General features: G+C 34.5%; 25 protein-coding genes and 2 pseudogenes. 18 read left to right on the plus strand and 9 right to left on the minus strand.

The features are described from left to right. The first annotated feature begins 136 nt into the window (after positions 1 to 136). From BKP35_RS16170 to BKP35_RS19030, 8 genes are all read left to right on the plus strand, one after another. A complete protein-coding gene (locus BKP35_RS16170; protein ID WP_071314419.1) occupies positions 137 to 433 on the plus strand; it encodes a type II toxin-antitoxin system RelE family toxin in 297 nt (98 codons plus the stop codon). 72 nt (positions 434 to 505) lie between these two features. Then, the gene (locus BKP35_RS19685) at positions 506 to 649 is read left to right on the plus strand and encodes a hypothetical protein (RefSeq protein WP_169819244.1); all 144 of its coding nucleotides are present in this window, start codon (positions 506 to 508) and stop codon (positions 647 to 649) included. 21 nt (positions 650 to 670) lie between these two features. Then, positions 671 to 961: a hypothetical protein gene (locus BKP35_RS16175; protein ID WP_139192901.1), complete on the plus strand. Its 291-nt coding sequence runs from the start codon at positions 671 to 673 to the stop codon at positions 959 to 961. A gap of 36 nt (positions 962 to 997) precedes the next feature. Next, positions 998 to 1,243, plus strand: coding sequence for a hypothetical protein (locus tag BKP35_RS16180; RefSeq protein ID WP_071314421.1), 246 nt, complete (start codon positions 998 to 1,000; stop codon positions 1,241 to 1,243). A 79-nt stretch (positions 1,244 to 1,322) separates the two neighbouring features. Then, entirely contained in the window at positions 1,323 to 1,616 is a 294-nt protein-coding gene (locus tag BKP35_RS16185) for a hypothetical protein (RefSeq protein WP_071314422.1), read from the plus strand. A 31-nt stretch (positions 1,617 to 1,647) separates the two neighbouring features. Continuing rightward, positions 1,648 to 2,607, plus strand: coding sequence for a MerR family transcriptional regulator (locus BKP35_RS16190; RefSeq protein WP_071314423.1), 960 nt, complete (start codon positions 1,648 to 1,650; stop codon positions 2,605 to 2,607). A 20-nt stretch (positions 2,608 to 2,627) separates the two neighbouring features. Further along, positions 2,628 to 2,948 (plus strand): hypothetical protein, encoded by a 321-nt coding sequence (locus tag BKP35_RS16195; RefSeq protein ID WP_071314424.1) that lies wholly within the window; start codon positions 2,628 to 2,630, stop codon positions 2,946 to 2,948. Between the two features lie 23 nt (positions 2,949 to 2,971). Then, a complete protein-coding gene (locus BKP35_RS19030) occupies positions 2,972 to 3,112 on the plus strand; it encodes an aspartyl-phosphate phosphatase Spo0E family protein (protein ID WP_084031706.1) in 141 nt (46 codons plus the stop codon). Positions 3,113 to 3,141: 29 nt separating this feature from the next. Here the strand turns inward: BKP35_RS19030 and BKP35_RS19035 are convergent, their stop codons facing one another. Further along, a complete protein-coding gene (locus BKP35_RS19035; protein ID WP_139192902.1) occupies positions 3,142 to 3,306 on the minus strand; it encodes an aspartyl-phosphate phosphatase Spo0E family protein in 165 nt (54 codons plus the stop codon). Positions 3,307 to 3,642: 336 nt separating this feature from the next. Between BKP35_RS19035 and BKP35_RS16200 the strand changes: the two genes are divergently transcribed. The 3 genes from BKP35_RS16200 to BKP35_RS16210 all read left to right on the plus strand — a co-directional run bounded on the left by BKP35_RS16200 (position 3,643) and on the right by BKP35_RS16210 (position 5,825). Beyond that, positions 3,643 to 4,281: an HD-GYP domain-containing protein gene (locus BKP35_RS16200; RefSeq protein WP_071314425.1), complete on the plus strand. Its 639-nt coding sequence runs from the start codon at positions 3,643 to 3,645 to the stop codon at positions 4,279 to 4,281. A 16-nt stretch (positions 4,282 to 4,297) separates the two neighbouring features. Continuing rightward, the gene (locus tag BKP35_RS16205) at positions 4,298 to 4,963 is read left to right on the plus strand and encodes a thermonuclease family protein (RefSeq protein ID WP_071314426.1); all 666 of its coding nucleotides are present in this window, start codon (positions 4,298 to 4,300) and stop codon (positions 4,961 to 4,963) included. A gap of 496 nt (positions 4,964 to 5,459) precedes the next feature. Next, positions 5,460 to 5,825 carry a hypothetical protein gene (locus tag BKP35_RS16210; protein WP_071314427.1) on the plus strand — a complete coding sequence of 122 codons (366 nt, stop codon included), beginning with the start codon at positions 5,460 to 5,462 and terminating at the stop codon, positions 5,823 to 5,825. 182 nt (positions 5,826 to 6,007) lie between these two features. On the opposite strand, the pseudogene BKP35_RS19980 reads toward BKP35_RS16210, so the two are convergent. Further along, a pseudogene (locus BKP35_RS19980) lies at positions 6,008 to 6,168 on the minus strand (recombinase family protein); the annotation flags it as partial. 239 nt (positions 6,169 to 6,407) lie between these two features. Between BKP35_RS19980 and BKP35_RS16215 the strand changes: the two are divergent. Continuing rightward, positions 6,408 to 7,154: a hypothetical protein gene (locus BKP35_RS16215; RefSeq protein ID WP_071314428.1), complete on the plus strand. Its 747-nt coding sequence runs from the start codon at positions 6,408 to 6,410 to the stop codon at positions 7,152 to 7,154. A 77-nt stretch (positions 7,155 to 7,231) separates the two neighbouring features. Further along, positions 7,232 to 7,630, plus strand: a complete 399-nt coding sequence (locus tag BKP35_RS16220) for a hypothetical protein (protein ID WP_071314429.1) — start codon at positions 7,232 to 7,234, stop codon at positions 7,628 to 7,630. Between the two features lie 446 nt (positions 7,631 to 8,076). Here BKP35_RS16220 and BKP35_RS16225 read toward each other — a convergent pair whose 3' ends face one another. The 3 genes and pseudogenes from BKP35_RS16225 to BKP35_RS16235 all read right to left on the minus strand — a co-directional run bounded on the left by BKP35_RS16225 (position 8,077) and on the right by BKP35_RS16235 (position 11,673). Further along, positions 8,077 to 8,463 carry a hypothetical protein gene (locus BKP35_RS16225; RefSeq protein WP_071314430.1) on the minus strand — a complete coding sequence of 129 codons (387 nt, stop codon included), beginning with the start codon at positions 8,461 to 8,463 and terminating at the stop codon, positions 8,077 to 8,079. Positions 8,464 to 9,333: 870 nt separating this feature from the next. Beyond that, positions 9,334 to 9,996: pseudogene (locus BKP35_RS16230) on the minus strand (recombinase family protein). Positions 9,997 to 10,743: 747 nt separating this feature from the next. Beyond that, on the minus strand, positions 10,744 to 11,673 hold the full coding sequence (locus BKP35_RS16235) for a BMQ_0737 family morphogenetic spore coat protein (RefSeq protein WP_071314431.1): 930 nt from the start codon (positions 11,671 to 11,673) through the stop codon (positions 10,744 to 10,746). Positions 11,674 to 11,915: 242 nt separating this feature from the next. Here BKP35_RS16235 and BKP35_RS16240 point away from each other — a divergent pair, with 242 nt between their 5' ends. From BKP35_RS16240 to BKP35_RS16260, 5 genes are all read left to right on the plus strand, one after another. Then, a complete protein-coding gene (locus BKP35_RS16240; protein ID WP_071314432.1) occupies positions 11,916 to 12,275 on the plus strand; it encodes an S-Ena type endospore appendage in 360 nt (119 codons plus the stop codon). Between the two features lie 294 nt (positions 12,276 to 12,569). After that, complete coding sequence (locus tag BKP35_RS16245) at positions 12,570 to 13,247, plus strand: exosporium glycoprotein BclB-related protein (protein ID WP_337959654.1); 678 nt, start codon at positions 12,570 to 12,572, stop codon at positions 13,245 to 13,247. 340 nt (positions 13,248 to 13,587) lie between these two features. Continuing rightward, the gene (locus tag BKP35_RS16250; protein ID WP_071314433.1) at positions 13,588 to 14,157 is read left to right on the plus strand and encodes a recombinase family protein; all 570 of its coding nucleotides are present in this window, start codon (positions 13,588 to 13,590) and stop codon (positions 14,155 to 14,157) included. A 1-nt stretch (position 14,158) separates the two neighbouring features. Further along, positions 14,159 to 17,107 (plus strand): Tn3 family transposase, encoded by a 2,949-nt coding sequence (locus tag BKP35_RS16255; RefSeq protein WP_071314434.1) that lies wholly within the window; start codon positions 14,159 to 14,161, stop codon positions 17,105 to 17,107. 301 nt (positions 17,108 to 17,408) lie between these two features. Further along, complete coding sequence (locus BKP35_RS16260) at positions 17,409 to 18,116, plus strand: hypothetical protein (protein ID WP_071314435.1); 708 nt, start codon at positions 17,409 to 17,411, stop codon at positions 18,114 to 18,116. 91 nt (positions 18,117 to 18,207) lie between these two features. Here the strand turns inward: BKP35_RS16260 and BKP35_RS19690 are convergent, their stop codons facing one another. The 4 genes from BKP35_RS19690 to BKP35_RS19985 form a co-directional block, all read right to left on the minus strand. Then, the gene (locus BKP35_RS19690; RefSeq protein WP_169819245.1) at positions 18,208 to 18,375 is read right to left on the minus strand and encodes a hypothetical protein; all 168 of its coding nucleotides are present in this window, start codon (positions 18,373 to 18,375) and stop codon (positions 18,208 to 18,210) included. Next, positions 18,365 to 19,156: an ExeA family protein gene (locus BKP35_RS19695; RefSeq protein WP_071314436.1), complete on the minus strand. Its 792-nt coding sequence runs from the start codon at positions 19,154 to 19,156 to the stop codon at positions 18,365 to 18,367. Before BKP35_RS19695 ends, BKP35_RS19690 begins: the two co-directional genes overlap by 11 nt. Further along, the gene (locus tag BKP35_RS16270; RefSeq protein ID WP_071314437.1) at positions 19,150 to 20,541 is read right to left on the minus strand and encodes a DDE-type integrase/transposase/recombinase; all 1,392 of its coding nucleotides are present in this window, start codon (positions 20,539 to 20,541) and stop codon (positions 19,150 to 19,152) included. Before BKP35_RS16270 ends, BKP35_RS19695 begins: the two co-directional genes overlap by 7 nt. Before the next feature lie 144 nt (positions 20,542 to 20,685). After that, complete coding sequence (locus tag BKP35_RS19985) at positions 20,686 to 20,880, minus strand: hypothetical protein (RefSeq protein ID WP_245741984.1); 195 nt, start codon at positions 20,878 to 20,880, stop codon at positions 20,686 to 20,688. Between the last annotated feature and the right edge of the window lie 21 nt (positions 20,881 to 20,901).

Here is a 20,901-nt window from a genome sequence, read left to right on the forward strand (position 1 = left end):
AGCGTACCCACCAATTGGCATAGTTTCACATATTATAAAAATAATGTTAGAGGTCGTGTCGAAAAATATTTTTTTGGTACTTCTCCAACGGCTCAAACCGTTGGTATATCAATATTTATAGAGGGAGTGAGGTAAAATGTATCGTATTGAATTTTCTTCCAAACGTGTCGAAAAAGAATTGTCTAAATTTAATAAAAAAGAAAAAGAGATGATTGAAAATGCAATTAGGGTTCTTTCTAAAGATCCTCGTCCTAGTTCTTTAAATTACAGTGGATTAAATCGTAATAAAGAAGTAAAACGGGTAAAATGTAAAAGGGCAAGAGTGTTTTATAAAATAAATGAAAATGACAAAGTGATTTATATCGGTAAGTTTGAAAATCGCGACTCAAAATCTTACTCATGTGATCCTGGGGAATGGTTTGCAGCTGTTTGAATTTAATGACTCACAGAAATAGGTAGTTGTTAATCCCTTGAGGGTGTTTAAATGTAACGAGGTGGGTATTTTATGAAGACAGTATTTATAGTATTTGAAGATGGTATATTTATTGAAGTTTTCTCTACTTCTAATAAAGCTAAAGATTATGTTAGGGATCAAAAAGAAAGTAGAAGTGTAGCGCATTATCATATTGAAGAAAAAGAAATAAAATAAGTCTGTTTAGGGAAAAGGAAAGTGAATTATATGTGGGATAAAAAATACCGGTTTTCATTAATTACTAATGAAAGTGAAGAAATGAATAAGGAATGGGTCACTGAAAATTTTAAGCCTTCAATACAAAAAGTTGAACTAGAAGCAATGGATAGTATTGAAGCAGCTATTGACATTTTTAAAGAGAAGTGCAAAAAATTTTCGAATGAAGATTGGGATTGGGAGTGTAATGAGAGAGGTACATATGGAGAGATCCGTTTTGGAAATGATGTTGACGGCTTGGGATTAGTGTATGAAATTGAACTAATTGAATAAATAAAAAAGTCGGTAGTAAATTAGGAGTGGTCCTTAATGGGAGTGAATAAAAAGAAGATATTTGAGAATTTATCTGACAGATGCATGAAAAAAAGCTTTTCACAAAATGAAAGTTTAAATATTTATGATGAAATGTTCAAACTAAAAACTATTTGGAATGAAGATGAAAAAACCCAAGAAGCTATAGAATGGGCGATTGCAGATAGAATTTTTAGCACTAACTATTCAAAATTAGAGGAACAAGAAATGATGAATACCATAGAAGAAAAAGGATATGTTTAATGCCAATGCCAGAAAATTACCTAGTTTCTTCTATTATATAGGAAGTATTTACAACCTTTTTACGAGAGGAGTTATACCAATGTTTAAAACGCCAATTGTTTTTATATCATTAGATGTTGTCGAGTTTTTTGAAAAGCCTTATTTTGATGGATCGAAATGGTACAACCTTAGCTTAGATAGAGGTGAACAACGTATTTTTTTATCGGAAACAAGATCTGCTATGCTAAATGTTCCAGTGGGAAGAGATGAAGAGCCGTCAGGTTACATTTACAGTGTTTACGGAAACGATGAAGAATGTTATATTCCAGTTTATGACCGTACTAGTAAGGTCGAGTTAGAAAATTTATATCCAACTGAGATTGTCTCAGAATAATAAATTAGTAACTACTAAGAGAGGGAAGTTTATGTATCTTACACTTTTACAAGCTGCAAATGAACTTGATAGAACAGAACGCCAGGTTCGTTACTTAGTAAAAACGGGAATAATTTTACCGATTAATCAAGATACCTATAAGAGAGACGGAGGCTATCGTTTTTCTCAGGATGAGGTTGAACGAATAAAGGAAATGCTTAAGCCAGAAGGGATTTCTTTACGTAAAGCTGCAGAGATTGTAGGGGTGACACCACAATATTTAAACAGTCTAGCCTTAAAAGGTGAGATTGATAGCGATCTCGTGTTAATAGGAAATAAAAAAGAGCGACGATTTAAAAAAGAAGAATGCATCAAATTTAGAAGTCAATTAAAGGTAAGAACTCATAGTAGTGTTGCTCAATTTGGCGATAAACTTCATTTATATAATCATAATCTACGACTATTTGATCTTTTTTCTTATAAAGATGAATTAATTCGTGTTGTTAAGACGGAACCTATTGTGTTTTTAAAAACAGATGGAACGTTGATACATCCATGTTTTGAAGAGTTTGTTCAATGGTCATCGAGTTGGCCAGAAAAACCATATAGAACAAAAAAAGGGTTTGTTTCATTTCGATTACCTATTCCGCGGAACCCTGAACATCTAACGTATAACATATTGTTCAACCTTATAGAAGAATTGGGAGTAAAAAATGTCCAAGTCTTTGAACAAAATGATGGGGATTATTTTATACGCTGCCGCCAAGGGAAGATCTCTCTCCAGCAAGAGTGTTTTAATTTATTAAAAAGATATTTAGTTGAAGGAGAAATTAATAAAATAAGTGATGATATAGTGGAACTGCAATCGAGTATGATTAGTCAATATATTCATTTACCTAGAGAATTATATACAGAGATTGAAAAACTTGCTTCGGAGCACTCAGTTTCTATACAAGAGCAACTGAATGAAATAATTGTACGTGGAGTTAAATCCTTTCGAAGCGATAGATAAGGATCGAAGGAGGGGTTAAAGTGTACACATATATAAGAATTGCGATAGATAACAAAACTGTACTTGCACTTGTGGTTAGTGAAACTGAACCCAAGTTATTAAATTTTTGTACGTTGATCCGAGCGAATTATATATGGAAAAATAATATATTTGAAAGTCACCCATTGTATACACCATTAGAACTGAATAATTTAAGGATGAAGTATCAACAATCGTTAGTTAATGTGATAGACGAGCAAGGATATGCTCTAGTTGATATATCATGTGGGGAAATTTTAGATCCATCAAATATTAGTGAGACACAAAAGTTAGGAAAATCTAAAGGTCCGCTACCATTTTAATACTTCGAATAGAAGGTGAATGTATGAGAAAAGAAAAGTTGCTGAATGCGATTGAAATGAAGCGTAAAAAAATGATTGAGAATGCTTTACATTATGGTTTTACTCACCCAAAAACCGTTTTATACTCTAAGGAATTAGATCATTTATTGAACAAAGTGAAATAATAATGAGAGTTGTTCAAAAGTTTAAGTCTCTAACGTTTAGATACTTGGTATTTATATAAAATGTTATCAAGTTCTTGACTACATTTAATTGTATCAGGATGATTGAACCCTCTAATTTTGGCTGTATCTATCATTTTTTGACGTAATTTATTTATCTTAAATTCTAATTCTCTGTTTGCTTCCTTTGTTTTCATTACCCTTACCTCACTTCGCATTGTGAACAACATAACTATTCTATATTATGGGATAAGGTAAGTTAACAAATTCGACAAAACCTATCAAAATATTACATTTATTGATAAAAATGAAAGTTTTAAAAAATAAAATGCAGAAAATTATAATTCGCTCACATATGTTATTGATTTTGTTGAAAAAAATTAATAATATTTTAAGTAACAAAATAAGTAAATAAGAATTTAATAAAGTAATTGAAACAAGTAATAAGGATCAAGAGCGGAGCACGCAAGATTCACCTTTATAGGGGGATTTTGCGTGCTTTTTAAGTAAAATAAATAGGAGGAGCTGTGTTTATGAGCTTTACTAAAGCTAACTATGAATTTGTTAAGATGAAGGAAGTATTTAAAGGAGACATGGAATGGGAGAAGGCATTAGCTCTGTTTCATTGCTTGACGCTTCGGGATCGAGAAACGGCGCAACATAGTATTGAAGTGGGATATTATGCAGCGAAGATAGCTGAAAAACTAGGTTATGATACAAGTAGATATTTTCTAGCTGGTTTACTTCATGATATTGGTAAAATCAGTATGGCAGATCATCCATTAAAGTCAGGGGACGTTCTTACAAAACAGGAAAAAAATAGATTAAAAGAGCATGTGTTACATGGAGTTATAACGCTCTCAGATTTAGGTTTTGGTAATGATATTGTACAATTCTGTTTACGTCATCATGAGCGTCTAAGTGGATGTGGTTATCCTTTTAATGTAGGTGGAGATCGAATTCCGATTGAGGGAAGAATAGCTCAGGTTGCTGATGTTTATAGCGCATTAAGGATGCCTAGAAAGTATCGTGAAAACAGTAAAGCTTATTCACAAAAGGAAGCGCTTGATATTATGAAAAAGGGTATGGATAAAGGAGACTTTGATCTTAACATTATGAGCATTCTTGAAGAAATTGTCATGCAGGAACAAGATAATTACCAATTTGCATAATGGAGGTTGAAGCTGTATGTACAAGAAGTTACTCTTAGGTATTATGGTAATATTTTTGATAAATGGTTGTGCAGAATTAGAGTTTCCAGAAAATAATCAAATAACCGATAAAGTAGAACAACTAGGTGAAAACATAGAGACTATTAAAAAGATAAAAGGTGAAATTGAAGGTCGGGTTACAGATTTAACAAATGTATTAGAATATCTCCCTGAAAGTGTAAATGAAGAAAATTTGGTGGAAGGCACGATTACAAGTTGTTATGATGGAGATACTTGCACGGCTGTTATTCGCTCTACAGGGAAAGAAGAAAAGCTTAGATTTCTATTAGTAGATTCCAGTGAGATAAAGGGAGGACCGATGCCCTTTGCTGAGGAAGCTCGTGATCGATTAAATGAACTTGTGCAAGGAAAAGAAGTATTACTTGAACTAGGCGTTGGTAATAGTCGTGATAAATATGATCGTTTACTTATCTACGGTTTTCTATCTACAGGAGAGAGCATTCAAAAAATCATGTTAGAAGAAGGACTCCTGACTGTTCGTTACATATATGAAGATACGAAATATCTTAAGGAATACACGGCAGCAATGGAGAAAGCAAAATCAAAAGAAATTGGCATTTGGTCGATACCAGGTTATGCAGGATATGACCAACCGTTTAACGTAAATGCTGTAATTAATTAAGGTCACATGATTGCTTGTATATATCTTGTAAATACCGCATAATATAATTAATTTAAAATCGGAAAAAAAGGGTAGAACCTCATTTGTATGTCTTTGACATGCGTGGGTTTCTTCCCTTTTTTCTGTTTAAAGGGTGATGAAGATAAAAATTATAGTAGAACCATAAAGGTAACTCTGATTATTTAATAAAAAGAATAGATATATTAATAGAGGAGGTAAATTATTTATTTTGTAAATTTCAAAGGAAAACTCGTGGTGGTTATCTTTACTAACCGACTTAATGACAGGGTTGCTGCTCTAGACCGCAAAGTAAATGTGGAGGAATGTGGTTAATAATTTAGCGGATGAAACCACGATACACCATCTAAGGGCGTTTCCAAGATGGTAAAGGAATTACAGGAGGTTCACCGTAAAATTAATTTAATTTTCAGAATGATTTTATCGCCCGTCTATCGTATAATGTAGATATCCCCTTAACCTCGAAAGGAGCCACGTTATGAACGAGAAAGAATTAGAATATATGAAAAGTGCCTACGGAATGTTGTACGAAATTGAAGTTAAATTAGACCGAATGATTGTCGCAAATTTAACTAAGAAATATGGTTACACATGGCTACTACAACGTTACGAAACAAAAACAGCATTGCATACCCGCATATCCTACTTTGTCCGCTACCCGAACACGTTGCCACACTTTACTGAAGATCAAATAAAACTCCTTTACAAATTACCCAACATTAGAAACAAAATCGCACACGCAGTATTAATCGACGAAAGCGAATATAAACAGATAGAAAAATGTTATCGATTAGTTAAACGTCAGCCGATTAGAAAACGAGAAAGGAAATCGTTAATTTCGTAATATAAATATACCCTACCGTCTAAAGGCGTTTCCAAGGCGATAGGTGAAGTTTAATCTAAACGTAAAATAACTCCCCCCTTTTAACAAGTTGGCGTTATTTTGCGTTTACTTATTTTGTTTATCTAAGGCTAACTTTAATCCAAATCCAATTTTGACAAGTCCCGTTGTTTTGTTGAATAATAAAGGATATCCAATGGTTTACGTCCTAAACGGGAGATAATTTCCACTACAACTGTATCACCATTCCTGATCACATCAAAAATTTGATGAAGTCTCTTCGATCTTGAATAGTACCAGTAAACTTCTCTTTTACTATTTTTTCACAACCGAATTCAGTAAGACTTAGCGATAATTATTGGATTATTTCCTCAGAGAACGCTGTTTGTAATAAACAGAATTTTAATCTGGCCCAGGATCCAAATAACGTCATTATTTTACTTCTTATCATTATAATTCTGAAGGTTTACCGGCAATTTTAATGGCGGTAAGCCTTAAAAGGAAAAATAAATTTATATACATCTAAAAGAATCTGTTGTAATCTAACAATGTTCAAAAGTCAACAAGAGAAAGGTGTCTACTAATGTGAAGGAACAATTAAAAAAAACTGTTTATACCGCATTGAAGTTAGCTGGGTTGAAAATAGTCCATCACAGCGGTTATTTAAATTTTACCTTTAAGTATCCATGCCCAAAACAAGGCGATTTAGTAACAGTGGGTATACGAATTACAGAAAAACCTACTATAGAGGATATTTGTACATTGGCAATAGGAAGAGAAAAAAATAATCTGAATAAATCATGGCTGATTATACCTGACCATGTAAAGGTAGAAAATTTATCATACTATATAAGGGAAAATAATGTAAAAGTTATCTCTGTAACGGAATTTTTATTAACAGTTATTCGTGATTTATCTTATTTAACAGTATTTAACACGCTTGAAGATCCTATTTACACATTTCAATATCCTCACAAAGTAAAAATACCAAAAGAGAAAACGGAAATAGAATTATACACTGCGATAATAAATAAATACACTCACAGCAACCAAATTATTGCAAACAAACCTGTTGAGACATATACAGCAATATTCCAGCACTTTAATACTAATGAAATTGATAATTGGAAAAGTCGTTATTCTAAAAAATCACTCAATTCTCTTTTTTATTTATATGATCCTAACATATATAAAATAGATCCTACACTTGAAATTTTTCATAAAAAATTTGGTGAGAGATATCGTGTAGAATATGCAGTAGAGGTTGATAGCAATAATATATGGGTACTTGATAAAGATTATTATTACAATACCGAAGGGAAATGGCTTTAATAGAAGGCTAATTTTAAGATCAAAGTAACCTATTACTAGGAAAAATTGTTAAATAAAAAGATGGGAGAGAACAAATAATGGATAAAGGCATGAGTGTAATTAATACGGTGGACCGCAAAGGAAATAATCTAAAAATTACTGTGGAAGGTGTTGACGACCAAGAACTAGCTCATTTTGGAGGTCTTGACTTACACGTTAAAGCTGCCAAAGCTATGATTGGTAATACAGATGGAATGACTTTTCCTGAAAAACATGGAGATATATTCATAGCTGAAAAGGTAGCCGCCCTATATCTTAACGAGATCGGTGAGATGTTGAGGAATTCCTATGATGATCCTGAATACTTGGAAGAATTAACGAATATCGAATTAGTCAAAGATTTTTTTAATAGAATTCACGAAAACAAAGAAGTTTTAGAAGTTGTTGAAAAAGATAATTTGCTAATAAGTAAATCTAGAAACGAAGATGAAATTTAGAAAAAATACTATAGAGTTTTAAATGAATAATAATTTATATGACTAAGAGCTGTAGAGCATCTCTTTTTTAACTTTAAAAGTGTATAGAGGGATGAAAATAGGGTTATACTATGGAAGATATTCACTTGACAAATAGAATTTGTGTTGATCTTTTCAATTTTAGATACTAATTGAAAACATAGAATAATTCTAAAGATTTCTTAATTAAATCAATAAAATAATAGAGATTCCACAAATAAAAATACTTGTCAAGTTGATAGTGCTTTGTTAGACTAAACATAGTCAAGTTGAGGTTTTACCTAGTATGTGATAAAATAGGACTCGTTTTTTAAATTCTTGTGTGCTAAGTAAGATCTTTTTAACATAGTTTAGATTAAAAAGGAAAAAGCCACATCTGTTTGCACCAGAAGTGGCGAGGATATAGTTGTTTGCACCAACTTGTCCCTTTATGCATGATCTCTGTGTTTGTTTTTATCATTGAAGTATTTACGGATTTCATCAAATGCTTCATCTCTCTTTTTTTGTCTAGCATTTAATTGCTGGATTTTCTTTTTTATTATGAAAGAAATTATTACTAAAATTACAATACTTGCAAAAACCTTTGGTGAAAGCTTAATCCAATGACGATCTACCAACAACATTAAAAATGAAATAGAAAAGATGTATATCGTCCAATGGCTTGCAATTTGTTTGAAAATCTTTCCTACTGGCGTATTACTTGACAACTCTTTTCGTTGGAGTTGATCGAAAATGAAGCTTGCGAGATTCCAAATTGAGCTTGTCATTACAGTTATCAAAATCATAGTGATTGAGAATGGTTCAGTTCCTGTCACCTTAACCACCTCCCAACCCAGGAGTAATTAAATTACTGGTAATCAATGTTTTTCCTCTCTTTCTTTTTTATTAGTCAATTACAACTATTCTATCAAAACACTTCTAGGTGTAAGCACCCTCGGACATTATACAACGTAGCAAATAAGGTAATCAAGCGTAATTGGTGTTTATTTCCTTTTTTGGACAGTTGTATCCCAAATATAGATACCTTATTATTACTCTCTATATTATACTTATATTCCTAAATTTAAATTTCTATACCATTTTGTAAGAAAAAATGAAAAAATTCTACAATAAACTAGTTTTTTGTTTATTAGTGTTGATTTATATTCTTTACCTTGGAACTTCAAATAAATCATTGGGTAAGAGCGTTGGCTGTAATACTATTATTTGCTTAGCCTGATGTTTCATTAATCTAAAATGTCTTGTTCTACTTCTTGTATCTTACCAAAGTTGTCCAACTTAATCTATATATAGTGTGTACATATCTTATAAAAACACTATATATTGTTGTTTGGTAATAAAAATAACTTTCTGTCAAGTACAAAAACAAAGGAAACTGTAGATAGACGTAATAAATCTGAAGCCTTGTTAGAAAGAAAATTACCCATAAAATTGCTTAGCGTTTTAAATCCGCATTTTTCTGACGGTACCCCACTCAAATTAAATTTTATTATCGAAGCTATAAATTATATGGAAAATATAGTTAAATAAATAATAGGACAAGTAGTATATCAAAGGAACATTCCTGTGATGAAGAAATTTGAGGATTGGACAAAAAAGATACCTCTTGGTATTATACGAGGTGTGTCCGAAGCTGCAGCGCAAGGACCCTTAAATTAGTAGGACGCCATATGAATTATACAATATTATACTGGAGTAGGCTTTGTGCTTTTATATTCCTTCATTATCTTATAAAATGTGTTTTTCTTGAGGCTTAACAAATTCATGAACTGAACTCCAGTAATTTTTTTCTCTTCCCATAACGCAAAGTTATCATGCAACGCCCTAGTCTGTTCTTTACTCAAGCCTCTTAAAGTAACAGCTGGACGCCCTAAATGTTTCCCTTGAATTTTAGCCGATGCAATCCCTCTGCCTGTCGTTGCCGTATCTTCTTTCGTTCCTGCTCAGCCACGTAGGCTAACGAAGACAAAAATTGATCCTCCATTAACTTACCCATATCACCCATATCTCTAAATTTACGACTATCAAACAATGTTTCATTTTCAAGAATAATAATATCAGCCTTTATGGTTCTAGTAATATACTTCCACTCTGAAATAACTTCATCGTAGTTACGACCTAATCGATCAAGAGCATCAATGTATATTAAATCTCCTTCACGAATTCGATCCCGTAATGCTTGATATTGAATTCGATCAAAATTTGCTCCACTTGCTTTATCCATAAAAATATCACGATCATCAATTTCTTTATTCCATCATTTTTTGAAGTTGACGTATTTCGTTTTGATCTTTACTGGAAACTCGTATGTATCCGAAAATTTTTGTATTAGTCAAATAATCACCCATTTATCTGAATTCAGCGCTGAAATTTACAACCTCTGACATAACATTTACCACCAAATGATAAAAAGTGTACCAAGTAATGACAGACTGTTTACCGGTGCAGTCCGGTGAAATTAGATATAAAATCATAGTTTTTAGAAGAAAAAATTTTATAAAAACTGAATGACTTTGAATAAGATCGGTCTTCTGCAAAATGATTCAGGTCAACTCTTGTTACGTAAAAGACGCTTACTGCGCAACAAGGGGTCCTGCCGACAAAACGCATATATTATACGCTAAGCAAATTTCAACCTAAAAAAAGTCGAATTCCTGTAAAGGAACTGACCTTTTATTTTGACTTGTTAAGCTAAAGAAGTAGTTTAAGTGCGTTGTTTCGCAATTCTCTAACAAAACTAAAAAGGATGATGACCTACTTAAGTCATCGCCCCAATATTATTAATTGTTTAATCCCTCATGGATTTCCAATAGTGAACCCTTTATAGGTGGAAGACATACACACTTCTCCAAGCTATTTTGAAGAAGATTGAGCAAGACATTCAAGACCAGAATTAAAAATCAATGTCGGCTTTTTTCTCGTAAAATAGCGCTAGATCATTACAAACAAAGGGCTGTAATGATCTAGCGCTATTTTAAATGTAGGTTTTCCTCAAATTAGTCGTATCCCATTGAGTAGAAAACAATCCAATAAAAAAGACCAAATAAATCATTTCACTATCATAAGTCTGAACGAATTTTTTAATGGGAAGATATTTAAAAGTCACATTCTTTCATAATTTCTTCTCTTGGTTGGCAGTATTTTCCATTAAATTCTATTTTGACGTCTGCTACGGAATCAACACTTTGACATATTATTAATATAATTTCAATCTTTAAACAAGGTGAAGACTTATTAAGCGAGGGAACAATATGAGCTTTACAGTCCACATTCGTGATTTCGCATTCAATTTTTGTGCCTGAGGGAGCACATAAAAAGAAAGTTTCAATATCAGAGAAAGGGATAGTACATTTTTTACAAAGCTGATTCTTATAGTTAAAAATCTCTATAGTTACAAACCCTTGCTTTAGTATTTCTACTCTGTGTAGAGTAGTTTTATTTCCTTCAGGTGTAAAGAAATCAAATTTCGCACGTTCTTCAGGTGAAATAAGTTCTTTACAAAGAACGGTGCGAGGATCAGCTAAAGAAAGAGGATTCCCATGACAGTCTGATAAAAAGCAATCAATTCTCTGGATATCTCGATGGGAATGTAGGTCGCAGTTATTTTTTGTGTCAATATAAACTGCGATTTTAAAATCTCCACAGCAGACGCCTGTAACATCCGTTCCGTTACACTGAATTTCCACACTTTCTAGACGTGAAAAAGTGGCCGTAAATGAACTACCCTCCGGTATTGAAGTAACCTTTAATTGATTGATAAAAACATCTAATGGCTCTCCGCACCCTTTTTTATATTCAATACAAATTGAACCTCCGATATTGTAAATTCCGTAAGATGTCCATAAAGTTGAACGTTCTTTTCCCCCACAAGGAATTTGAAAAACACAACATAAAACATCCTTAACCTTTTTCTTTTCTAATGGTATTTCCTCATGTAATTTAATGATCGTTGTTCGATTTACCCAATCAAATACTTTAGGTACTTTGATGCAAGGCGAAATAAAACAATGGGATATCGGAAACATGAATAGCCCTCCCTTATAAATAAATTGTTACGAATATTGTATGTATTCTATAAGAGATTTGATTTACAGCAGTTTAACGAAATAGGGCGAAAAACTTGGACTAGGAACCTATACAAAAGATTCTTATCACGCATATACTATATTAAAAAGTTGGGTATCTCTAAAGAGATTTTCCAAGTTCATAAAGAAAGGTGTTTGATAAAGTAATGAGTTGTAATTGTAAAGGTAAGGATAATTGTTGTTTGACCTGTTGTAATGAGAAGGAACTTGTTCAAGATAAACTTTGCTGTGACTTTAGATTAACTGATGATACGGCAACAACCATTTTTACTGCAGATCCTTTTGCTATGTGTGCAGGATTTTTTGCTTCGGGGATGATTAAAAACTGTGGAAGTGTTGATTTTGTTGCAACTTTCGTAAGAGGTGTCACAGCTGCCGGTACCGGTGGTGTTACCGTTCGAACATTAACTATTCCTGCTGGAGGTTGTGCCACATTTACGGTTTCAAATTTCGATGCAATTAATATTACTGCGGTTACTGCAACAGTAGATACTCCTGCTGTAGGTGAATTTTGTATTACACCACGTTATCGTGTAGGTTAGGTTTATTAGTAACAATACAATACTCAATTAGAGCCCCATTGTTTTTTAAAACAATGGGCTCTAACCACTAATCAGTTCTTTATTACATATTATTAAATCAATTGTTTCTCTATATTTCATATTTGTTTTATGAACAATGGTATTCTTGCTATCACATGGTGTACCGATCGAAAAGGTCTGAACCCATAACTGCGTTTATCGAATTGAACCTCCGAAAAATTAACGGTTATCCCTCCTGCAAGACTTCCGTCCATTAAAACTTGCTGTGAATCCTAATTTATTTTATTAATTATTTTGACAAACATTTACAATCACACAAACAAAAATAATCAACTTAAATATTTTATAGTAAATGGATTGGAGGTGTTTGATTTGAATTTTAATAGCTGGTGTTCATGTGGAAATTGTAATAAAATGAACCTACATTGTTGCCCTAAACCCACTGTATCTGCCGGTGCTATCATTCCATATGCATCCGGTCTTCCTGTAACACTTACTACTGTACTTGATGGACTCTTTAATACTTCAGCTCTTATTGGGTTTGGAAATTCCATTTCCGGTATTAGCACTGCTGGTGGATCTATAGATCTCACAGGTGCAGGAGGCACTCTTCTTAACTTTGCGTTTTCGGCACCTCGTGATGGAACAATTACGTCGATAGCTGCATACTTCAGCACTACAGTAGCATTATCCCTTATTGGCTCAACTGTTACAATTACAGCAAGATTATATAGTTCAACCGCACCAAACAACAGTTTCAGTCCAATTCCAACTGCTGTCGTAACATTAAACCCATCTCTTTCAGGTTTAATTTCAATAGGGACGATTAGCCACGGTATAACTCAGGGATTATCGATACCCGTCACTACAGAAACTCGTTTATTAATGGTCTTTTCAGCAAATGTCACAGCTGGTCTGGATATAGCTGCCATTATTGCGGGATATGCAAGTGCAGGTGTTAATATCCGTTAATTCAAAATAACCTGCACTCATAATAAGCATAGAAAATATCCCTTTTTAAAAAGATGATCGATTAAATATTTTCAACATGTTCTCTCCAATCATTTAATAAAAACTGGATGAACGGGATAGTGAATTAAAAATTTTGAATAAGAGACTTTTTAAAAGTTCAAGTAGAAACCAAGGCTATTTTATAAACGACCGTTTTTGGTTATGGAAAAAAGATTCTTAAAAAATAATCAAAAACTATTAAAATATATAACCAAAAATATAACCAAAATCAAAATACCAATATATCTATATAATCCCCCTTTTTGGTATAGTAAATGTATTAAGTAAGGGGGGATTTGTGTTGAAATTTGGATATGCACGGGTAAGTACACAAGATCAGTCATTGTCATTACAGTTTGATGCCTTGAATTATTATGAAGTGGATCAGATTTTTGAAGAAAAAGAATCAGGAAAGAAGAAAAACCGTCCTCAATTGGACGAGCTTATTAAAATTCTCCGTAAGGGCGACACAGTGGTTGTCTATAAATTAGATCGTATCAGTCGAAGTACCAAACATCTAATCGAACTCATGGAACAGTTTGAAGCAAAAGAAATCCATTTCGTGTCTATTCAAGATAAAATTGACACAACAACAGCTATGGGGCGATTCTTTTTCAGAATGTTGGCCAGCATAGCTGAATTAGAACGGGATATCATTAGTGAACGAACGAAAGATGGGCTGTCGGCAGCTAGAGCTAGGGGAAGAAATGGAGGTAGACCCAAGGTTGAATCAAAAAAAGTAATGCTTGCTATGAAGATGTATGAAAGTAAAGACTACTCCTTAACTCAAATTAAAGAAGCTACAGGAATAGGAGCAACAACGTTATATCGTTACTTAGGAAAGAGAAGAATATCCAGCGAGGAGGCATAACATGAGAGGGAAAGAATTATTGACCCTTGATCAACGAAATATGTTTATGTCTTTTCCTGATGATATGACTGAGCATGATATGGAAATGTACTATACTTTTACCTCAGAAGATCTTGCATTTATTAATAAGCATCGCAGAGACCATAATCGCTTAGGGATTGCCTTACAACTTGCTGTCCTTCGGTATCCAGGTTGGAATTTATTTCAGATTAAAGACATTCCCAGCCAAATACTCGATTATATTGCGAAACAAATTGATGTCTCCCCTCAAGAATATACACAGTATGCAAAACGGGTAGCAACCCGCAATGAACACCTAGAGGAACTTCGGCAACATTATGGCTATCAAAATTTATCCTTTGGGACCTATCGAATAATTGCACAATATACACTTCAACGCGCTCTTGAGAATGGAAATACAGATTACTTGATTCGCTTAACAATTGAAGAATTGCGAAGACAAAAAGTAATTTTGCCTGCCATGACAACAATAGAAAGGATTGTATGGGAGGCACGTCAACGGGCAGAAGAACGAATTTTTAAATCTATCAGTTCTACATTAAATGAAACTCAAAAACCAAAGTTAGATCACTTGCTTGATGTAAGTTCCACCTATTCAAAGACACCCCTTGCTTGGTTGCGAGAAGTTCCTGGCCAATCTTCTCCAGATGCTTTCTTAAAGGTTATACAACGTCTACAAGTCATACGAGCTTTGCAACTTAATGTGGACATTAAAAAAATTCATCCAAATAGGATCTTGCAGTTAGCACGCTTAGGTTCCAAATATGAGCCACGTTCATTCCGTAGGTTTAAAGAAAATAAAAAATTTGCACTATTAATTTTACATCTCCTACAACTTAGCCAAAACCTTACCGATCATGCATTTGAGATACATGATCGACAAATTACTTTATTGTTGTCAAAGGGGCGTAAAGCTCAAGAAGAGATACAGAAATTAAATGGGAAGTCAGTAAATGAAAAGGTTATTCATTTTGCAGATTTAGGTACAGCACTGATTCAAGCAAGAGAACAAGGTAAAGACCCATTTGAAGCATTAGAGGCTATTATGCCTTGGGAGGACTTAGTGAACTCTATAGAAGAGGCAAAGCAATTGTCGCGGCCAATGGATTACGACTACTTAGACTTGCTAAAATTTCGCTTTAACTATTTACGTAAATATACCCCAACATTGTTAGAATCCTTAGAATTCACTTCTACAAAATCAGGGGAGCCATTGCTTCGAGCTATTGATACAATTAAAGAGATGAACAGGCACAATAAACGAAAAGTTCCAGAAGGTGCTCCTTTGGACTTTGTTTCGAATCGCTGGCAAAAGCATGTTTATGATGATGATGGGAATGTTAATCGCCAATATTATGAGATGGCTGTTCTAACCGAGTTAAGGAACCTTGTACGCTCAGGTAGCGTTTCTATTAAAGGAAGTCGTCAACACCAAGATTTTGATAATTATTTAGTGGCAAAAGAAACATGGGAGCAAAACAAACAAATTAATGAACTTTCCGCACCTCCTTCTGTTGATGAGTACTTGGTAGAGAAAATGGATGCATTACATAATCGGCTTGAATGGATTAAAGCTAATATCACAGAATTAGATGGGGTTAATTTTGAGGATGGACGGTTGTATGTCCATCGTTTAGAGAAAAACGTTCCAGAAATAGCACGAGAATATAGTTTATCTCTATATCAGTTAATACCTCGTGTGAAGTTGCCTGATTTACTTATGGAAGTGGCAAGTTGGACAGGGTTCGATAAGCAACTTCTTCATGCTTCCACGTTACATCCTCCAAAAGAAGAAGAAAAGCCAGCGATTATGGCAGCTATCATGGCTATGGGAACAAATATTGGTCTTACTAAGATGGCAGAAGCGACACAAGGAATTTCTTACCGGCAAATGTCCACAGCATCACAGTGGCGTTTATATGAAGATGCCATGAATAAAGCACAAGCAGTTCTGGTTAATTTTCAACATAAGTTAAGTTTGTCATCGTACTGGGGAGACGGGACAACTTCTTCTTCAGATGGTATGCGTGTTCAAGTAGGAGTTTCATCTTTACATGCTGATGCAAACCCACATTATGGAACGGGGAAAGGTGCAACCATTTATCGCTTTGTCAGTGACCAATTTTCTAGCTTCTATACTAAAGTGATTAACACCAACGCAAGAGATGCTGTTCATGTAATAGATGGTCTATTACATCATGAGACCGATTTGCATATTGAAGAACATTATACAGACACGGCCGGTTATACGGATCAAGTATTTGGGTTAACCAATTTGTTAGGATTTCGGTTTGCTCCAAGACTACGAGACCTTGCAGATTCTAAACTTTATTCATTTGAAAAGCCAGACCAATATCCAGAAATGGAGAAGTTGCTACGTGGAAGAATTAACACTAAGATCATTCAGGGAAATTATGATGATGTATTAAGATTGGCACATTCCATTCGTAAAGGAACAGTCTCTGCTTCTCTCATCATGGGAAAACTAGGTTCTTATTCTCGTCAAAATAGCCTTGCAGCAACTTTAAGGGAGATGGGACGTATAGATAAAACCTTGTTTATCTTAGATTATATTTCTAGCGAAACATTACGTCGGCGAATCCAACGTGGATTAAATAAAGGTGAAGCCATGAATGCCTTGGCACGAGCTATTTTCTTTGGGAAACATGGGGAACTTAGAGAAAGAGCATTACAAGATCAATTACAACGTGCCAGCGCCTTAAACCTCATTATTAATGCTATTAGTATTTGGAATACCGTGTATCTATCACAAGCAATTGAACATTTGAAAACAACAGGAAAATATAAAGAGGAACTACTTCCTCATATATCTCCTTTGGGATGGGAACACATAAACTTCTTAGGTGAATATTCATTTAAACCTGAGATTTCAAACTCTGTCCATTCCCTGCGCCCACTTAGAATATAAACAAAACCTTGATTTTTCTCCTTAGCGTAGAAAAATCAAGGTTTTAACTTCCGGTAAATGTCTTACCGTATAATATCCGCGTTTTGTCGGCAGGACCCCAACAAGTACTTACAGTTTCGAATGACTTTGTGAAAGAGTTCTTCTATGATCAGTTAACATATTTACAGTATTTATTTATGTAGAATATTAATTTTGCAAAAATTTTCACGTCGCCCTAAATTTGTAATTATAGACATAATAACTGATATAATAGTAGTTGATAGATTTAAAAATTTTCGCTCTATTCACATGGAGGTTATATATGAGTAAAGATAATGAAAACCCCTTTGAAAATTTAAGAAACCAACAAGAAAGAATGAATGATATTGTCAATAATCCAGCTATGGAAGAACTAAGAAACCAACAATTACAACTAAATAAAGCATTGAGTCCAACGTTTGAAGCATTAGGAAGTTCAGCTATAGAATTAAATAGAAAATTAAGTCCAACACTTAAGGCAATAGGAGCGTTAGGAATTCAAGGGGTAGAATTGAACAGAAAAATGAGTCCAACGTTTGAAGCATTAGGAAGTTCAACTATAGAATTAAATAGAAAATTAAGTCCAACACTTAAGGCAATAGGAGCGTTAGGAATTCAAGGGGTAGAATTGAACAGAAAAATGAGTCCAACGTTTGAAGCATTAGGAAGTTCAGCTATAGAATTAAATAGAAAATTAAGTCCAACACTTAAGGCAATAGGAGCGTTAGGAATTCAAGGGGTAGAATTGAACAGAAAAATGAGTGCAACACTTGAAACTTTAAGTAAACAACAGGAGTATTGGGAAAATAGAGTGGATTACTCTAGTATTTCAATTGATAGTAATTTATTTCATGAAATAGCTAATGACCTACAGGAAGCTTATGAGGGAGTTATTGAATCGGATAACAGTACATTATCACAAGAAGAACAGGAAATTACCAATGATGTCCGCAGCCACCTTCGATGTCGGATGTTTTGCCAGTGGCAGTGACGTGGCAACTGAATAAGGGTCACCCTCAATGCCACTGGCATTTATAAAAGACAGATTAGTTGTCGAAATTTTAAAAAGGAAAATCCTTGATTTATTCTTTCAACTCTTCTTTCAGTAATCCATTCAATTGATATAAAGCATTTTTTATTTCCATTAACTCTTGTATTTCCATTCTTAATCGCTCAACGGTTGCTTCCATTTCGGCAATCCCATCCTCCAATTGTTCATAATACTGAGCACTTTCCCTTTTACAGTTCATTGATCACCCGATGAATATGAGCTTCTCCCACTATCTTATTGCTTTGAATAAAGGCATCTAGTAAGCTTTGACTACACAGTGTATTGATTTTCCTTGGAATTCCTTGACTAAAGTTATAAATAGCTTGAATGGCTTCTTCCGAAAAAATTTCATGGGGTGTTTCCACCATCTTTAGCTGATGGCGAATATAGGCATGTGTTTCTTTTTCCGTTAAACCACTCATTTGATACCGCATTTGAATACGTTGATCAATCGCCTCTAGCTGTTTCACCTTTAGTAGATTTCGTAGACTAGGCTGTCCCACCACTACCAATGATAAGGGAGACATTGAATCTTCTTTAAAATTCAGAATGAAACGCAGCTCCTGCAACATTGATTCGGAAAAGTGATGAGCCTCGTCTAATATAATGACAGGGAGCTTTTTCTCATTTTCATAGATATCAAGCATTAATGATTGATATTGTCGCTTGACATCCGTTGATCGAAAGGCGGGTTGGATGCCAAAGCTCTGCAGAACTTCTCGATAAAAAAGCTTTGGGGTCAAGGACGAATCACAGATATATAGGTAATGATAATGAATGGGATCCAATTGATGAACTAATGACCGAATGGCCGTTGATTTCCCCATCCCAGCTTCCCCAGTTAAAAGGCAAAATTGACGGTGCTGCACGGCATATTCTAATCTGGCGGCAGCTTCCTTTTGGCAGGAGGAGTCAAACAAATGCTTTGCCAAAATTTCACGTGTAAAAGGGACACCCTTCATTTCAAAAAAGTCTAACATTTTTCATTCCCCCTTGATTGTTTCTCTTTTAACTTGGAAAAACTGGTGATACCAACTTGTTTTCGTTTTTCTTCTTCCTGTTGTTTTTTCAATTGTTCCAAGAAACTAGAAACTTCAACAGGAGTGTGATCATCATCTATATCATTTGGTAATTTGGAGTGGCTTTGATTTCGAAGTTCCGCAGGTTTCGCATTTTCAAAGCGTTCGTTATCTTTCCATATCTGAATCATAGATAGGTCAAATGGATTATAGCGAATTTGAATTCGTTTTCCACGCAAGGAGGAATCTACATCATATTGATTTCCTTCCAGTTCAATAATCGCTGTTTTTCTTACGGTTCGTTCTTCTTCCCAAAGAAAAATCTCTTTTAAGACTTCTGCCGAGAGGTGACGGGTATGTTCCAACTGTACTTCATATCGCTTTTTAGGTGTTTGCTTCGTACTACGATGAACTCGGTTATCATACGCCTCTAACCAAGACCGCAAGTAGACATTCAATTGCTTTAATGTCGTAAGTTTTCCTTGGTTAATTAATAAGTTTGCTTCTCCTGTAAAACTGCTATCTACAAATTGAAAAAACTTTTCAATTTTCCCTTTTGATTCTGGCGAATATGGCTTTGCGTGAACGAGTTTCGTTCCCATTCTTGCGCACATAATTTGAAACTGTTTCGCACTATACACCGAACCATTATCCGCAAAGAAAAGATGGGGAACACCAAATCTCAAAACGGCTTTTTGAACACAACGTTCTAGACGAGGATATCTCTCTTCCATAAAAAATTCGGCATGCATAATTCGGCGGCTATGATCATCGATTATCGCTATCAGATAAGCTTTTTTTCGTTTTTCTGGATTTTTCGGATCAGGCAAATAGAGGGTGTGCTGCGTATCCGCCTGCCAACAATCATTCGGTGTATCATGTTCAAAATGGCGAAACTCCTTCTTTACCGCACGGTAAAGATCCTTTTTACTCCATCCCATTTCTTGAAAATAACGAGATAGAGTACGTGGTTTTAGAACACCCACCTGAACCTTACCTTCCATCTCAAGAATACGAATCACCTGTTCAACACTTCGGCTAGGTAATTCCTTTCGCAACTCTATTGCTCGTTTTAGCACCTCTGGATCTTGACTCCGTAAACTTCCTCTTTTTTCTCTTAGTTGTGGCTTCAGTCCTTCAAACCCTTCCTGTTCATACGCTTGAAGGTATCTTTCCAAGGATCGAATACTTACCGTATTCTTTTCACTACCTGGGATCGTGTATCTTTGCTTCGCAATTTCTTTCAATAGGGCATACCTCTCCCCAGGCTGTAGTTGCCGTTGAACGATTGGGGCAATTAATCCAAATCGAAAGGCAGCTACCTCGTTTCGTAACGTTTCATTCATCTCCTTTTCTCCTCTCATTCCATAAAATAGGATGCACCCCCATTTTCCTCGAATTTCATTCACTGAGGTAGGGACATATTTTGTGGAGCAAGAAAATGGTAATAGAGAAATATTCAGCTAAAAGACCCGACGCATCAACTGACTTCACCTATGAAAGAATTGTTGGCGGAGATTGATCATGGAGAAAAGTCTTCCTTTACAAGGAACCGAACCATTTTCGCCAAAAAAGAAGGCGAGAAGAAGTTGTACCTCTTCGTTAGAACTAATCCCTTGCCGATAAAAAGATAGTACACCTTCTCCTTCTTGAAACTCTAATGTCCATTTCTTTCTTTGATCCATCCACCATTTCCCCCAGAAATC

Source organism: Anaerobacillus arseniciselenatis (assembly GCF_001865995.1).
GTDB classification, from domain to species: Bacteria; Bacillota; Bacilli; order Bacillales; family Anaerobacillaceae; genus Anaerobacillus; species Anaerobacillus arseniciselenatis.

Excerpts from the sequence above, each read along its gene's own strand:
- BKP35_RS16170 (WP_071314419.1), top strand. The coding sequence starts at position 137 with ATGTATCGTATTGAATTTTCTTCCAAACGTGTCGAAAAAGAATTGTCT.
- BKP35_RS19685 (WP_169819244.1), top strand. The coding sequence starts at position 506 with ATGAAGACAGTATTTATAGTATTTGAAGATGGTATATTTATTGAAGTT.
- BKP35_RS16180 (WP_071314421.1), top strand. The coding sequence starts at position 998 with ATGGGAGTGAATAAAAAGAAGATATTTGAGAATTTATCTGACAGATGC.
- BKP35_RS16185 (WP_071314422.1), top strand. The coding sequence starts at position 1,323 with ATGTTTAAAACGCCAATTGTTTTTATATCATTAGATGTTGTCGAGTTT.
- BKP35_RS16190 (WP_071314423.1), top strand. The coding sequence starts at position 1,648 with ATGTATCTTACACTTTTACAAGCTGCAAATGAACTTGATAGAACAGAA.
- BKP35_RS19030 (WP_084031706.1), top strand. The coding sequence starts at position 2,972 with ATGAGAAAAGAAAAGTTGCTGAATGCGATTGAAATGAAGCGTAAAAAA.
- BKP35_RS19035 (WP_139192902.1), bottom strand. The coding sequence starts at position 3,306 with ATGAAAACAAAGGAAGCAAACAGAGAATTAGAATTTAAGATAAATAAA.
- BKP35_RS16200 (WP_071314425.1), top strand. The coding sequence starts at position 3,643 with ATGAGCTTTACTAAAGCTAACTATGAATTTGTTAAGATGAAGGAAGTA.
- BKP35_RS16205 (WP_071314426.1), top strand. The coding sequence starts at position 4,298 with ATGTACAAGAAGTTACTCTTAGGTATTATGGTAATATTTTTGATAAAT.
- BKP35_RS16210 (WP_071314427.1), top strand. The coding sequence starts at position 5,460 with ATGAACGAGAAAGAATTAGAATATATGAAAAGTGCCTACGGAATGTTG.
- BKP35_RS16220 (WP_071314429.1), top strand. The coding sequence starts at position 7,232 with ATGGATAAAGGCATGAGTGTAATTAATACGGTGGACCGCAAAGGAAAT.
- BKP35_RS16235 (WP_071314431.1), bottom strand. The coding sequence starts at position 11,673 with ATGTTTCCGATATCCCATTGTTTTATTTCGCCTTGCATCAAAGTACCT.
- BKP35_RS16255 (WP_071314434.1), top strand. The coding sequence starts at position 14,159 with ATGAGAGGGAAAGAATTATTGACCCTTGATCAACGAAATATGTTTATG.
- BKP35_RS16260 (WP_071314435.1), top strand. The coding sequence starts at position 17,409 with ATGAGTAAAGATAATGAAAACCCCTTTGAAAATTTAAGAAACCAACAA.
- BKP35_RS19690 (WP_169819245.1), bottom strand. The coding sequence starts at position 18,375 with ATGAACTGTAAAAGGGAAAGTGCTCAGTATTATGAACAATTGGAGGAT.
- BKP35_RS19695 (WP_071314436.1), bottom strand. The coding sequence starts at position 19,156 with ATGTTAGACTTTTTTGAAATGAAGGGTGTCCCTTTTACACGTGAAATT.
- BKP35_RS16270 (WP_071314437.1), bottom strand. The coding sequence starts at position 20,541 with ATGAATGAAACGTTACGAAACGAGGTAGCTGCCTTTCGATTTGGATTA.
- BKP35_RS19985 (WP_245741984.1), bottom strand. The coding sequence starts at position 20,880 with ATGGATCAAAGAAAGAAATGGACATTAGAGTTTCAAGAAGGAGAAGGT.